This window comes from Glaciihabitans sp. UYNi722 (genome assembly GCF_040549465.1).
GTDB lineage: Bacteria > Actinomycetota > Actinomycetes > Actinomycetales > Microbacteriaceae > Lacisediminihabitans.
The window spans coordinates 37,252-50,723 of sequence record NZ_JBEPTL010000004.1; the positions used below are offsets into that span (position 1 = coordinate 37,252).

General features: G+C 64.0%; 13 protein-coding genes and 1 tRNA gene. 11 read left to right on the plus strand and 3 right to left on the minus strand.

Features of this window, described 5'->3' with window-relative positions:
• Positions 1-262: 262 nt before the first annotated feature.
• Together ABIB56_RS03805 and ABIB56_RS03810 are read left to right on the plus strand one after the other, a co-directional pair.
• Positions 263-1,672: an HNH endonuclease signature motif containing protein gene (locus ABIB56_RS03805; RefSeq protein WP_354567612.1), complete on the plus strand. Its 1,410-nt coding sequence runs from the start codon at positions 263-265 to the stop codon at positions 1,670-1,672.
• 206 nt (positions 1,673-1,878) lie between these two features.
• Positions 1,879-3,252 (plus strand): MFS transporter, encoded by a 1,374-nt coding sequence (locus tag ABIB56_RS03810; RefSeq protein WP_354567829.1) that lies wholly within the window; start codon positions 1,879-1,881, stop codon positions 3,250-3,252.
• A 28-nt stretch (positions 3,253-3,280) separates the two neighbouring features.
• Here the strand turns inward: ABIB56_RS03810 and ABIB56_RS03815 are convergent, their stop codons facing one another.
• Entirely contained in the window at positions 3,281-4,072 is a 792-nt protein-coding gene (locus ABIB56_RS03815) for a CPBP family intramembrane glutamic endopeptidase (RefSeq protein WP_354567613.1), read from the minus strand.
• 84 nt (positions 4,073-4,156) lie between these two features.
• On the opposite strand from ABIB56_RS03815, the gene ABIB56_RS03820 reads away from it, so the two are divergent.
• From ABIB56_RS03820 to ABIB56_RS03860, 9 genes are all read left to right on the plus strand, one after another.
• Positions 4,157-4,861 (plus strand): nucleoside triphosphate pyrophosphohydrolase, encoded by a 705-nt coding sequence (locus tag ABIB56_RS03820; RefSeq protein ID WP_354567614.1) that lies wholly within the window; start codon positions 4,157-4,159, stop codon positions 4,859-4,861.
• A gap of 297 nt (positions 4,862-5,158) precedes the next feature.
• On the plus strand, positions 5,159-5,773 hold the full coding sequence (locus ABIB56_RS03825) for a TetR family transcriptional regulator (protein WP_354567615.1): 615 nt from the start codon (positions 5,159-5,161) through the stop codon (positions 5,771-5,773).
• Positions 5,774-5,798: 25 nt separating this feature from the next.
• Positions 5,799-7,085, plus strand: coding sequence for a histidine--tRNA ligase (gene hisS, locus ABIB56_RS03830; protein ID WP_354567617.1), 1,287 nt, complete (start codon positions 5,799-5,801; stop codon positions 7,083-7,085).
• Between the two features lie 73 nt (positions 7,086-7,158).
• Positions 7,159-8,439, plus strand: coding sequence for a phosphopyruvate hydratase (gene eno / locus ABIB56_RS03835; RefSeq protein WP_354567618.1), 1,281 nt, complete (start codon positions 7,159-7,161; stop codon positions 8,437-8,439).
• Positions 8,440-8,466: 27 nt separating this feature from the next.
• The gene (locus tag ABIB56_RS03840) at positions 8,467-8,988 is read left to right on the plus strand and encodes an FtsB family cell division protein (RefSeq protein WP_354567620.1); all 522 of its coding nucleotides are present in this window, start codon (positions 8,467-8,469) and stop codon (positions 8,986-8,988) included.
• On the plus strand, positions 8,985-9,515 hold the full coding sequence (locus ABIB56_RS03845; protein ID WP_354567621.1) for a DUF501 domain-containing protein: 531 nt from the start codon (positions 8,985-8,987) through the stop codon (positions 9,513-9,515). Before ABIB56_RS03840 ends, ABIB56_RS03845 begins: the two co-directional genes overlap by 4 nt.
• Complete coding sequence (locus tag ABIB56_RS03850; RefSeq protein WP_354567622.1) at positions 9,512-10,786, plus strand: S8 family peptidase; 1,275 nt, start codon at positions 9,512-9,514, stop codon at positions 10,784-10,786. The genes ABIB56_RS03845 and ABIB56_RS03850 overlap by 4 nt, the downstream gene beginning before the upstream one ends.
• 13 nt (positions 10,787-10,799) lie before the next feature.
• On the plus strand, positions 10,800-12,131 hold the full coding sequence (locus ABIB56_RS03855; protein WP_354567623.1) for an NAD(P)/FAD-dependent oxidoreductase: 1,332 nt from the start codon (positions 10,800-10,802) through the stop codon (positions 12,129-12,131).
• Positions 12,132-12,149: 18 nt separating this feature from the next.
• A tRNA-Leu gene (locus tag ABIB56_RS03860) sits at positions 12,150-12,223 on the plus strand.
• A gap of 43 nt (positions 12,224-12,266) precedes the next feature.
• On the opposite strand, the gene ABIB56_RS03865 is transcribed toward ABIB56_RS03860, so the two are convergent.
• Positions 12,267-12,500: a DUF3263 domain-containing protein gene (locus ABIB56_RS03865; RefSeq protein WP_354567625.1), complete on the minus strand. Its 234-nt coding sequence runs from the start codon at positions 12,498-12,500 to the stop codon at positions 12,267-12,269.
• Between the two features lie 557 nt (positions 12,501-13,057).
• Positions 13,058-13,471, minus strand: a complete 414-nt coding sequence (locus ABIB56_RS03870) for a hypothetical protein (RefSeq protein ID WP_354567626.1) — start codon at positions 13,469-13,471, stop codon at positions 13,058-13,060.
• Position 13,472 lies beyond the last annotated feature (1 nt).

Genomic DNA, 13,472 nt, shown 5'->3' on the forward strand with positions numbered 1-13,472 from the left:
AGTTCTCCCGATATCTTCCGTCGGGCGCTCCGAATGGCCGGCTCGCGCTCCACCTGCGGCGCCTGCGCCTCCTGTGCCTCCCGCGCCTCCTGCGGCTCCCGCGGCTCCTGCGGCGATTCCGGCCGACCTGCGTCGACCGTCGTGGCGGAATATCCTCTCTTCTCCTCCACAGCGGTCTGCCGGCATTGTTATCCACAGGAAGTGCTGGTCAGGGTGGTTATCGACTGCAGGAATGTCGGTGGTCTTTGGCAGAATATAGAGCATGAACAGTTTGTCCAGCACGGCACTCGCGGCCGGTGTGTCTGCTCCGATCACGGTGCAGGCATGGGCGAACGACGCTCCCGATTTTAGGTCTCGCGAAACTGCGCCCGGCGTCGGGTCTCGCCGGACTGACGGTCTCACCGACTCGGAACTTCTCCACACCCTCGAGGTCGCTTTCGCAGAAAAGCGCCGAGTGGAGGCGAAACTAACCAGACTTGCCGCTGACGTGGTCACGCGATCACGGCCATCACTGGGTGCCGACGGGTTGGCCACCCGCCGCGGGGACGGCAGCCCCGCAGCACTCCTCGCCAACCTCGGGCTCATCGCGCTCGCCGAGGCCCATCGCCTGTGTCGCGTCGGCGACGCGACGGGTGATCGCACCAGTCTCCTCGGCGAGCGGCTGCCGGCACGCTATCCGGCTATCGCGGCTGGTCTCGACAGGTCAGAGATTCCCCTGGACTCGGCGAACCTGATCGTTTCTGCTCTCGAACAGGTCACACCGCGAGCCGATGCCGACGAGGTGCGAGCGGCAGAAGAATTTCTCGTAGCATTCGCCCGCAGCAATCCAGCAGACTCCGTGCGCAAGCTGGCCGCCAGATGCCGCGACGCCCTCGACACCAACGGCATCGAGCCGCGGGAAGAGAAACTGATCGAGCGTCGAGCGCTTCGCCGCACCATCCTCGCCAACGGTATGAAGCGCTACCAGCTCGACCTCGATCCTGTGGGCTCCGCCTATCTGGATGCGGCGATCGACGCCGAGGTCGGGTCAGTGCTGCGCCGTCCGCGATTTGTCGATGCAGACTCACCGGACGGTTGCAATGACGGGCACGACCAGCTTCCAGATTCGAGAACGATCGCGCAGATCGCAGCCGACGCCATCGTCGACCTCGCCCGTCACGGAATCGCCTGTGCCGACAAGACAGTTCCACTTCCCGCGGCGACGATCGTGGTGCGGATGACCCTCGAATCGCTGATGTCCGGCCTCGGGCAAGCCCGGATCGACGGTATTGAACAGCCGATCTCGGCGACAACGGCACGGCGGATGGCAGCGGATGCCGGAATCATCCCGATGGTGCTGGGTGGCAGAGGTGAAGTGCTCGATCTCGGGGTGACGCGGCGGCTCTTCAGCCGGGCCCAACGCATTGCGCTTGCCGAACGGGATGACGGATGTTCCTGGGCCAATTGCCACCGGCCGCCGAGCCATACCGAAGCGCATCACATCATCTGGGATTCCCGCGGTGGCACCACAGATCTGATCAACGGAATCCTGCTCTGCTCGATGCACCACCATCGAATACACCGGGATGGCTGGGAGGTTCGGGTGGTCGACAATGTGCCGTGGTTCATTCCGCCATCCGCTATCGATGTCTACCGAAGACCCCGGCGTGGTGGGAAAGCGCCGCTGCGGTAGCGATAGGCAACAGCGCGAGCGCGAGCACCAGCACCAAGAAATCAGCCAAATGGGAATGTCGGGCCTCGCGAGTAGCTTGCACACTTTGGGTCCCGCGTGAGCGCCCGCGCATCTTCCGCTGAAAGCAAAGGGTTTTAGTGACTTCAGCCAACACCACCCTGAACGTCGGATTCCGGTCCGAACGTGGTCCGATCCTCATCGCCCTCATGGTGACGACAGGGCTCGTGGCCATCGACTCCACCATCCTCGCGACGGCTGTGCCGTCGATCGTCAAAGACGTCGGCGGGTTCTCGCAGTTCCCGTGGCTGTTCTCGATCTACCTGCTCGCCCAGGCGGTGTCGGTACCCATCTACGCCAAGCTGTCGGATGTCATCGGCCGCAAGCCCATCATCCTGATCGGCATCGGCCTCTTCCTGCTCGGGTCGATCCTCTGCGGTTTCGCCTGGAGCATGCCCGCACTCATCGCGTTTCGCGTCGTGCAGGGACTCGGCGCCGGAGCGGTGCAGCCGATGGCGATCACCATCGCCGGTGACATCTATACGGTGGCGGAGCGCGCCAAGACCCAGGCCTATCTCGCGAGTGTCTGGGCGATCTCGTCCGTCGTCGGGCCGACCCTCGGTGGGGTGTTCTCGCAGTTCCTGTCCTGGCGGTGGATCTTCTTCGTGAACGTGCCGCTCTGCGTGGTGGCGATCGTGCTGCTGGTGCGCGTCTTCCACGAGAAGGTGGAGCGTCGAGAGCATAGGGTCGACTACCTCGGTGCCGTGCTGTTGACGATCGCTCTGAGCCTGCTGATCCTCGCTGTACTCGAGGGTGGCCAGGCGTGGACGTGGAACTCAGTGCAGAGCATCGGCGCCTTTGTGATCGGTGGCCTGCTGCTCGTGGGATTCGTTTTCGCCGAAAGGCGGGCAGCCGAGCCGATCCTGCCACTCTGGGTCTTCTCGCGACGCCTGCTCCTGACGACGGCCTTCGTGTCGTTGGGCGTCGGTGCGATCCTCATCGGCCTGACCTCCTACGTGCCGACCTATCTCGAGCGAGCGCTCGGAACGACACCGATCGTCGCGGGTCTCACCCTCGCCGTACTCACCATCGGCTGGCCAATCTCGGCGTCGCAGTCCGGGCGGCTCTACCTGCGGTTCGGGTTCCGCACCACCGTGCTTATCGGCATGGCGTTGGTCGTCATCGGGTCCGTCGTACTCGTGACCTTCACCATGACCCCGATGCTCGCTGTCGTAGCGCTCAGCTGCTTCCTGATTGGCCTTGGCCTGGGGCTCGTGGCCACACCGAGCCTTATCGCCGCGCAGTCCAGCGTCGAGTGGAACGAGCGTGGTGTTGTCACCGGCACCAATCTGTTCTCCCGCTCGATCGGCAGCGCGGTGGGCGTCGCCATCTTCGGAGCGATCGCCAACGGGATCTTCGCCGCATCACGAACCAGCGACAAGGTTCCGGCAACCGTCGAGGCGGCGTCGGCGAGCGTGTTTCTGTCGGTACTGATCGTCGGGGTGGTAACCGTCTTCGCGGCGATCCTGATGCCACGTCTGTCGGCGCCGGTGACAGCAGCGCCGGAAGCGGCCCAGAGCTAGTAGTGGTGGGGGCTAGAAGTGGTGGGGGCTAACCCCGGTCGGACTCCACACTCTCCGGCACCTTCGTGTGCACCCGGAAGACCACCACCGGAATCAGCACCAACGACCGCAGGTCGATCAGCGCATGCGCAATCATCGCCACGAGGATGCTCCCGGTCGTCAAATAGAGAATCATCAGCAGTGCGCCGATGGCCATCGACCCCACGATGCCCCAGACCCCCTGATAGACGTGCAGCCCGCCGAAGAGCACGATGCTCGCGACCACGGCAACCAGGGCATTGCCGAAGACGCCGTAGATGAGGGCGGGTACGGCAAGCCGGAACAGCAGCTCCTCGACCAGCCCGGCGTTGATGGAGAGTGCGGCGCCGTAGCCGAGCTCGGCCCGGTTGCGGGGCAGGATCGCGCCGATGTCACCGATCGTCGGCACGTCATCCGTCTTGCGCACGGCGTAGACCACAGCGACAGTGCCGAGAACAATGGCGATCGCCAGCCCGAGAGCTATTCCTGGAATGAGCCCGGAGGTACCGACCACACCGACGAACCAGCGCCCGATGGGCCATTCACACACGGCAGCGAGCAGTCTCGGAATGAACCGCCACACCAGCACGAGAATGACGATCGACGACCCGCCGAACGCCACGAACGCGTCGATCAGCCATTTGCGGAACATCTTCTGGCGGTCGGCGGTGACCTCGAAACGTTTGAACCGCTGGTAGTCCCTGCGATCCTTGCGAACCGCCCGCGCAACCAGCAGCGCCAGCAACCCGGCCAGCACCACGCCGAGCACCCACGGGGTGTATGGGGCATCGGGGGAGAGCACGACTCATTCTCTCCCGGGCAGATGGGAGATGCCGCAGCCCGGTGGTCGTCTGCGCGAACTCGCAGCGGGTGCAGGATGGGGAGCATGACCGATGTCGAGACTCCGACCACGCCGCATCCGAAACTCGACGAACTGATCGCCGTGCTTGCCAGGCTGCGTGCACCAGGAGGCTGTGCCTGGGATCGCGAACAGACCCACGAGTCGCTCGTGCAATATCTGATCGAGGAGACCTACGAACTCGTCGACGCGATCGAGAGCGGTAATCGCGAGGAGATGATCGAGGAACTCGGCGACGTGCTCTACCAGGTGGTCTTCCACGCCGACCTCGCCTCCGAGAACGATGATGAGCGCTTCGACCTCGAGGATGTCGCGGCGCACATGACCGCGAAGATGATCGGCAGGCACCCGCACGTCTTCGGCGACACGACAGCGGAGACCGCCGCCGATGTCATCGCGATCTGGGACGACCTCAAAGCCGTCGAGAAACCGCACCGCACCAGCGTGCTCGATGGTATCCCGCAGGGCATGCCGGCACTCGCGCTCGCCGACAAGCTGATCGGACGCGCCCAGAAGATCGGCGTGTTGGCGACGGATGCCCCGGCCGTCGTCCCGATCACCGACGAAGACCAGCTCGGTGGCCTGTTATTGGCCATCGTCTCCTCGGCCAGGTCGAACGGACTCGACGCGGAGCGGGCGCTGCGCGTCACCCTGCGCGGCCTGCAGGAGGAGATCCGCGAGGCAGAGTCCGATCCATTCGACGCGGGCGTGATCGGTACAGCCGGCAATTAGCAGTAACGGAGGAGCCCAGCCGGTGAAAAGACGGTGCCCTCCTCAACCCGAATGAGAAGGGCACCGCAGTCCGGAACGCTTTTTCGCTGGGAATTCCACAGCGAAAGGCAGATTCCGAACGCAGGCCGGCGGATTACCCGATCCACCTGCCTGGTCGTGATGATAGGCCAAAGCCTGATCATGTGATTGTTGGACACTCGGTTCGGCCGGATCTACATCGACGGCGAAAACAAGCGTGCCAGAAGTGATACTAGTTGATCCTGTCGGATTAGGCAAACATCCGTTATGTTTATTTTCGTGGCGCGCCTGAGAAACCCTGAGCGAAAGCCGGCGCTGCTCGCCGAGGTCATCGAGTACCTGCTCGACAAGCCACTTTCCGCGCTCACTTTCCGCGCTCTCGCCGACGGACTCGGCGTCAGCACCTACACGCTCGTCTACCATTTCGGCACGCGTGCGGAGCTCGTCGCCGAAATCGTGCAGGCGGTCTCCGAGCGGCAAGACTTCATCGTCACGGCGGTAGCGAGCGAAGCGGGCGAGATCGAAGGGCACCTCGCCAACCTCCGCACCTCATGGAAACTCTCGCTCCAGCCACGGAACCTGCAGTTGCAGCGACTCGAGTTCGAGGCGGCGATGTTCGAGGCACGCGAATCCCGCCCGGAAGGCACCGAGCTCGGGGTCTTCCGCCGTTGGCACGAGGCGGGAGTCGAGGCGCTCATCCGCATGGGATTGAACCCCATGGATGCCGAACTCGAGGCCCGCGTGATCGTCGATACCATCTACGGCCTGCACTACGACCTCATCGTCACGCGTGACACCGAACGGGTCTCCGCAGCGTTCGAGCGGGCGCTGGACGCCTACGAGCAACGCCTGATCGAGCTGCTCGAGGACGAGGAGCTCGACGAGGTCTCCTAAACTTTCGCCATGGAACAATCGACACATGGCTAGCTCGGTTAATCCCCCTCGCGGAATGCGCGACTTCCTGCCAGGAGACAAGGCGCGGCGGGAACACCTGCTCACCGTCATCCGGTCGGTCTTCTCCTCGCACGGCTTCGACGAGATCGAGACACCGGTGATGGAAGATTCAGCGCGGCTGCACGCTGGCCTCGGCGGAGACAACGAGAAGCTGGCCTTCGGAGTACTCAAACGCGGGCTGACCCCCGAGGATCTCGCGGCAGCCAAGGATCCGCTCGACCTCGCCGACCTCGGCCTCCGCTTCGACCTGACAGTGCCGCTCGCCCGTTTCTACGCCACGCACCGCGCGGAGCTGCCTGCCGTCTTCCGTTCCATCCAGATCGCCCCGGTCTGGCGTGCGGAGCGTCCGCAGAAGGGCCGCTATCGCCAGTTCATCCAGTGCGATATCGACATCATCGGCGAGGCAGGCCCGCTCGCCGAGATCGAACTGCTCACCGCGACGGCGGCAACAGTGGATGCTCTCGGGCTCGAGAACTGGAACATCCGTATCAACGACAGGCGACTGCTCATCGGGATGCTCGAGGTCTTCGGTTTCGCCGCCACGGACCATGACGCGGTACTGATCACCGTCGACAAACTGGACAAGATCGGCCAGGACGGCGTCGTCGCCGAACTGCGCGAACGCGGCATCGATTCCGTGCCCATCGACGCGCTGGAGGCATTCTTCCGCCGGCCGCAAACCATGGAGTACCTGCCGTTTGGAGAGCGGGCGATCACGAAGGCGCTGCCGCACGGTGTCGACGACGCGGTCATCGCGGAGTTGGCTGCAATAGGACTTGCCGTCGATGCCGGGCAGGGCGCGCAGATCGTGCAATTCGACCCCTTCCTCGTGCGCGGCATGGGCTACTACACCGGCACGATCTTCGAGATCGCGCACCCGTCGTCGTCGAGCTCGCTCGGCGGCGGTGGTCGCTACGATGGCATGATCGGACGCTTCCTCGGCACGGAGGTGCCTGCCGCCGGTTTCTCTATCGGCTTCGAGCGCATCCTCGACCTCGTCGAGCTTCCCTCGGATGGCAGAGCGGATGCCGTCGCGCTCCTCTACGACGCAGCCGTCGAGCCGGCGACGCTCATGGAGTTCAAGGCCGCGCTCATCGCGGGCGGTCGACGCGTGCGGTTGGAACGTGCGCCGCGCAACGTCAAGCCACTGCTCGAGCAGCTCGCGGCATCCGGTTTCTCGAGGGTCGCCACGGTCACGGCAGACGTGACAGAGGTCGGCCAGTTGCAGTTCCGCACACTGCGCGACGACTGACGTTCATCTGGCCGTCCTCCGGCCGCGAGTAGGATGACCACGCACTGTTGACTATGCATAAGGAGAACCTGTCGTGGCTTTGATCGAGGCTGTAGGCGCCCGCGAAATTCTTGATTCACGGGGCAACCCGACGGTGGAGGTTGAGGTTCTTCTCGACGACGGTATCGTCGCTCGCGCCGCTGTTCCCTCCGGTGCTTCCACCGGTGCATTCGAGGCCTTTGAGCTGCGCGACGGTGACAAGAAGCGTTACAGCGGCAAGGGCGTCGGGAAGGCTGTCGATGCCGTCATCGACGTACTCGGCCCGGCTCTGGAGGGCTTCGACGCCACCGACCAGCGCCTGATCGACGCGGCCATGATCGAGCTCGACGGCACCGACAATAAGAAGAAGCTGGGCGCCAACGCGATCCTCGGCGTCTCGCTCGCGGTGGCCAAAGCTTCGGCCGACTCGCTCAACCTTCCGCTGTTCCGCTACCTCGGTGGCCCGAACGCGCACACCCTTCCGGTACCGATGCTCAACGTGATCAACGGTGGCGCGCACGCCGACACCAGTGTCGACATCCAGGAGTTCATGATCCTGCCGATCGGCGCAGATACCTTCAGCGAGGGCCTGCGCTGGGGCGTCGAGACCTACCATGTGCTCAAGGGACTGCTCAAGGAGAAGGGCCTCTCGACCGGACTCGGTGACGAGGGCGGATTCGCCCCCGACCTCTCCGGCGGTCGCGCTGCGCTCGACCTGCTGGTCGAGGCGATCACCAAGGCCGGCTTCACTCCGGGTAAAGACATCGCGCTCGGTCTCGACGTCGCCGCGACGGAGTTCTTCGCCAAGGGCGTCTACTCCTTCGAGAAGCAGAAGCTCGACGCCGCGAAGCTCACCGAGTATTTCGTCGGCCTGGTCAATGACTACCCGCTCGCCACTATCGAAGACCCGCTGGCCGAAGACGACTGGGAGGGCTACGTACACTTCACCGAGCAGCTCGGCTCGAAGGTGCAGATCGTCGGAGACGACCTCTTTGTCACCAACCCGAAGCGTCTGCAGGAGGGCATCGACAAGAACGTCGCCAACTCCATCCTGGTCAAGGTCAACCAGATCGGTACCCTCACCGAGACGCTGGATGCCGTGGCTCTTGCCCAGCGCAACAGCTACACCGCGATCCTCTCGCATCGCTCGGGTGAGACCGAAGACACCACGATCGCCGACCTCGCCGTCGCGACGGATGCCGGACAGATCAAGACCGGCGCCCCAGCCCGCAGCGAGCGCGTCGCCAAGTACAACCAGCTCCTGCGCATCGAGGAGGAGCTCGGCGGCGCTGCGACCTACGCCGGCCGCGGCGCGTTTCCCCGCTTCAAGGGCTGATCCAGTATCGGCATTTAGGCTGTTCTCATGACGAGGCAGCCGAGGGTCGAGCGCGCGAAAACCACACGTGTGCCGGTGCGGCTTCCCGAGGAGGCCGCAGCGGGGCAGTGGCTTCGCAGCATCCGCCTGTCCGGTTTTGCGATCACCGCACTGTTCCTTATCGTGCTCTCCGTCGTCGTGCTCGCACCCTCGCTCAAGATCCTCATCGAGCAGCGCCAGCAGATCGCCGCACTCCAGGCTTCGGTGAAAGACGCGAAGAACTCGGTCGGCGACCTCAAAGACCAGAAGGCGCGGTGGAGCGACCCGAATTACATCGAGGCGCAGGCACGTGAGCGGCTCAACTACGTGTTCCCCGGCGACTACAGCTATCTCGTGCTCGACGACGCGGCCCCCGTGGCTGGCTCCACGGCGAACGGCCAGCCGATCAGCGACAAGATCCAGACCACCCAGGTCGACTGGGTCGGTTCGCTGCTCTCCTCGGTCTTCACCGCGGGGCTCACGGATGCTCCGACCAACGAAATCGTTGCGCCCGTGATCGGTAAAAAATGACAACACCGCCCTTCGACCCGCCAAGCGAGTCGGACATCCGCGCGGTGTCCCGGCAGCTGCGGCGCCCAGCCCGGAACGTGATCGGCATCGCCGCGCGCTGCGTCTGCGGAGCACCGACAGTCGTGGCCACGAGTCCGCGTCTCGATGACGGCACGCCGTTCCCTACCCTCTATTACCTCAGCCACCCGGCGGCGACCGCCGCGATCTCCACTCTCGAAGCGACAGGTGTGATGCCGAAGTTCGCGGAACTTCTCAGTGACGAATCGATGGCCGCCGGCTATCTGGCCGCCCACGAGTCCTACCTCGCCGATCGCGAGAGTATCGAGCACGTTGCCGAGGTCGACGGCATCTCCGCCGGCGGCATGCCGGTGCGGGTCAAGTGCCTGCACGCACTGGCCGGACATGCCCTCGCTGCGGGTCCCGGCGTGAACCCGATCGGAGATCTCGCGCTCCAGTGGGCCGACTGGTCACCCGCGGTGTGCGAGTGCGAGGACTACGAAGCCGACTCCGAGAGCTCCGCCGGATGAAGCGACTGCGGTGGCAGCGATTGCGGTGGCACCGACTGCGTTGGCGCCGACTACGGTGGCTGAGCGGCGTTGCGGTGCTCGGCGTCGTCGCCTCCGTGCTCGTTGCGTCGCCGGCATCCGCCGACAGCATCCGCGACCGGGAGTACTGGCTGTCAAGCTACGGCATCACCCAGGCCTGGAGCACCACGAAAGGTGCTGGCGTCACCGTCGCGGTAATCGACACCGGTGTCGACGCGACGCATCCCGACCTCACAGGAACGGTGATCGGGGGAACGGATGTCTCCGGCGTCGGTTCCCCGAACGGCCAGAAACCGGTGGGCGAGGATAGCCAGCACGGAACCATGGTCGCCTCGATGCTCGCCGGGCACGGCCACGGATCCGGGGAGGGTGTCATCGGTGTCGCGCCGGAGGCCAAACTGCTTGCGATCTCCGTCGGTTTCGGCGTCGGATCGAGCAACTCGGACGACCAGATCGCCAAGGCCGTGCGCTGGTCGGTAGACAACGGCGCTGACATCATCAACATGTCGCTGACCCGCAACACCCTGGACTGGCCCACCAGTTGGGACGACGCCTTCCTCTACGCGATGGAGAAGGGCGTGATCGTGGTCGCCGCCGCCGGCAACCGGGGGAGTGGCACGACCGAGGTTGGCGCTCCCGCGACGATGCCGGGTGTCGTCGTCGTCGCAGGGGTCGACCGGAACGGCAAGGCGAGCTTCGACGCGTCCTCCCAGGGGATCACCCTCACCGTGTCCGCACCGAGCGAGGACCTCGTCGGTGCCGCACCGGGCGGTGGCTACTATTCCTGGGCTGGCACGAGTGGGGCTGCACCGCTCGTTTCCGGGGTTCTCGCGCTCATCAAGGCGTCGCATCCGAAGCTCAGCGCGGGCAACATCATCAACCGACTCACCGCCACCGCGAATCCGGCCGGGAACCCCATCGTCTATGGCAGCGGACTGATGAATGCGCAGGCGGCGGTGACGGCAGCCGTCCCCGCGGTCAAGGCGAATCCAGCCGACGATCTGAAGAACTGGATCAGGCTCAACCGTCGAGCGGCTTCGACGCCGACACCGACGCCCACCAGTACCGCGACCGCCAAACCAGCTCCCGTCGTGAAGGCCGCACCGGTCAGCCCGTTCGGTCGGGTGCTCCCCTCTGTCGACTCGCTGAAGAACATTGGCGTGCCGTTGCTGGTCTATCTGGCCTTCGCCGTACTGCTCTTTTTGCTCTGCCGCACAGCGGTGCTCGCGTTAAGGAGGGCTCGGCGCAAGTAGTAGATTGTATGTTGTGCCCAAAATCCTGATCGTTGGCGGCGGCTACGCCGGTTTCTATACGGCCCTCAAACTTGAAAGTTCGCTTCGCCCTGGCGAGGCCGACGTTACCGTGGTCGACCCACTTCCCTACATGACCTACCAGCCTTTCCTCCCTGAGGTTGCAGCCGGTTCCATCGAACCGCGCCACGCCGTGGTCTCGCACCGTCGTCACCTCCGGAAGACGAATGTCGTCACCGGGAAGGTCACCAACATCGACCACGCGAACAAGAAGGCGACCATCACGCCGCCCGTCGGCGACGCATGGGACTACGACTACGACATCGTCGTGGTCACCGCCGGATCGGTCTCCCGCACCTTCCCGATCCCCGGTATTGCCGACGAGGCCATCGGCCTCAAGAACATCGAAGAGGCGATCGCGGTTCGTGACCGTGTTCTCACCAACTTCGACAAGGCATCCAATCTTCCGGCCGGTCCGGAGCGCGACCGACTGCTCACCTTCTCGGTGGTCGGCGGTGGCTTCGCCGGTATCGAGATCTTCGGCGAACTGCGCAGCCTCGCGAGTGCGCTGCTGCGCTACTACCCCGCGATCAAGTTCAACGACACGCACTTCCATCTCATCGAGGCGATGGGCCGTATCATGCCCGAGGTGTCGCTCAAGACCAGCCACTGGGTGCTGAAGAACCTCGCCCAACGCGGCGCCCAGGTGCACCTCGAAACCCAGCTGACCTCGGCGGTCGGCGGCAAAATCGAACTCTCCAGCGGCGAATCCTTCGAGACCGACCTCATCGTCTGGACGGCTGGCGTCATGGCCAACCCCGTACTGCGCAACACCGACCTCCCGGTCGAAGAGCGCGGCCGTCTGCGCGTGCAGGGCGACCTGCGCGTGGTCAACGACGATGGCGTTGTTCCGGATGCCTGGGGCGCTGGCGACGTCAGCGCAGTCCCCGACCTCACCGGTGGTGGCGTCGGCGGATTCTGCGTGCCGAACGCTCAGCATGCGGTGCGCCAGGGCAAGCTGCTCGCCAAAAACATCACGGGAACCCTGCGCGGTGACCTGCCCAGGGATTACGTCCACAAGAACCTGGGCGCGGTAGCCGGCATTGGTCTCGGCGAGGGTGTGTTCCAGTCGGGCAAGATCGCCGTCAAGGGCGTCCCTGCGTGGTTCATGCATCGCGGATACCACGGACTCGCGGTTCCGATGTGGGAGCGCAAGATCCGCGTCTTCGGCAACTGGATCCTCAACTTCCTGTTACGTCGCGACATCGTCTCGATCGAGGCCCGCGCCTTCCCGCGCGTGGCTTTCGAGACCTTCGCGTCGCGTCCGAAGCCGCCGACAGCCTCCTAGTTCTGTTCGAGTTGCCCAGCCCCCGTAGCCCAATCGGCAGAGGCAGACGACTTAAAATCGTCCCAGTCAGGGTTCGAATCCCTGCGGGGGCACTGAATTAGAGGGTTTGGTGTAGCCGCTACTGTAGCCGATGCCTCAAAACGTTCGGCTCTCGCGTGCTTTCTTTCGTCGCGCATGCAACCGCTGTAGCCGTTTAGTGAGTCCGGGGAATTCTTGGATGACCTCCGGAACCTCCATGAGGTGTTGAAGGCGTTGGTAGTACCGTGTGGCGCTGATGCGCAGATCCTGGCTGATGGCTTTCATCTTCGTGGGAGTGTCTCGAGGGTGGGCTTCTTCGAAGGTGAGTAGCGCCCGATCGTCATCGGTCATCCCCCCATTGTGGAGGACGCCACCACGAGCGTCGATGCTCCCGTTTGGGGCGTCGCGCTGAGTGAACGGGTGCGCTACTGTCAGCACATTATGAAACGTCTACTCCCGATCCTGGTTATCGTACTACTGCTCGCCAGTTGTACGAGTGCAGTTCCGCCCGTCGCAGCCCCTACCCCATCTAGATCTTCCACCGCCGACTCGGCCGCATATGTGGAATCAATCAAGACTCTCTGGGGCGATTGTCTTGCATCGCTGAAAATTACAGACACTCTGACCTACAAACCCAATAGCGCAGGGAAGGTGCCGCTTGGATATGTGAAGGTATCGGACTTGAGTTGGAGCATAGCGCGCAGCGACACGGGGAAGATCGTGAATTCACCAACCAATGCGACGACTAAGGACAAGCTCGCTACAGTCGGTTGTTAACGCCGAATAGCCCCCCAGCAACCAGCTCGAGGTGAGCTAGCCACTGAGGGGCGTAGGTAGTGCAGGCTGTTATTGGCAGCTGTCGCAGGCGAATTCGTCGGCAGGATCTACCGGCACCTGATATTCGGGATTCACGGGTTGACGCGGGAAACGGCAGCCGCTTCGGAGGCCAGCTTCTCGGTCGGGTCGAGAAGAGCATGCTCAGCGAGCACAACATCCTTCGAGGCGAGGGCGCTCAAATTCGTGATCAGCACCGGCTCACCTGTGCCAGCAGTCCCCGCATACGCCGGCGGCTTCGCAAGCCCCAGCAGCCAGCCGAACTTCGGCGAAACATACACCTCGAAGATGCGCACCAACAGGTAGTAGATGGCCGTGAACACACCCGTGAGGAGCGTGGTCAGGAGCACCTCGAACTGGCCATCGAGGTTAATACCAGCGCTCACAAGGAACGCCACCACAGCGCCGACGATGATCGGAACGAAAGTGCGGACGATCGACGACCAGAAAGCTGAAGCAGTCGATGCGATTGGGGAAGTTGTAGACATG

Bases quoted from the DNA above. Each gene is read 5' to 3' on its own strand.
- ABIB56_RS03820 (WP_354567614.1), top strand. From the start codon at position 4,157: ATGACCGATGTCGAGACTCCGACCACGCCGCATCCGAAACTCGACGAA.
- ABIB56_RS03840 (WP_354567620.1), top strand. From the start codon at position 8,467: ATGACGAGGCAGCCGAGGGTCGAGCGCGCGAAAACCACACGTGTGCCG.
- ABIB56_RS03870 (WP_354567626.1), bottom strand. From the start codon at position 13,471: ATGTCTACAACTTCCCCAATCGCATCGACTGCTTCAGCTTTCTGGTCG.
- ABIB56_RS03845 (WP_354567621.1), top strand. From the start codon at position 8,985: ATGACAACACCGCCCTTCGACCCGCCAAGCGAGTCGGACATCCGCGCG.
- ABIB56_RS03865 (WP_354567625.1), bottom strand. From the start codon at position 12,500: ATGACCGATGACGATCGGGCGCTACTCACCTTCGAAGAAGCCCACCCT.
- ABIB56_RS03810 (WP_354567829.1), top strand. From the start codon at position 1,879: ATGGTGACGACAGGGCTCGTGGCCATCGACTCCACCATCCTCGCGACG.
- ABIB56_RS03850 (WP_354567622.1), top strand. From the start codon at position 9,512: ATGAAGCGACTGCGGTGGCAGCGATTGCGGTGGCACCGACTGCGTTGG.
- hisS (WP_354567617.1), top strand. From the start codon at position 5,799: ATGGCTAGCTCGGTTAATCCCCCTCGCGGAATGCGCGACTTCCTGCCA.
- ABIB56_RS03805 (WP_354567612.1), top strand. From the start codon at position 263: ATGAACAGTTTGTCCAGCACGGCACTCGCGGCCGGTGTGTCTGCTCCG.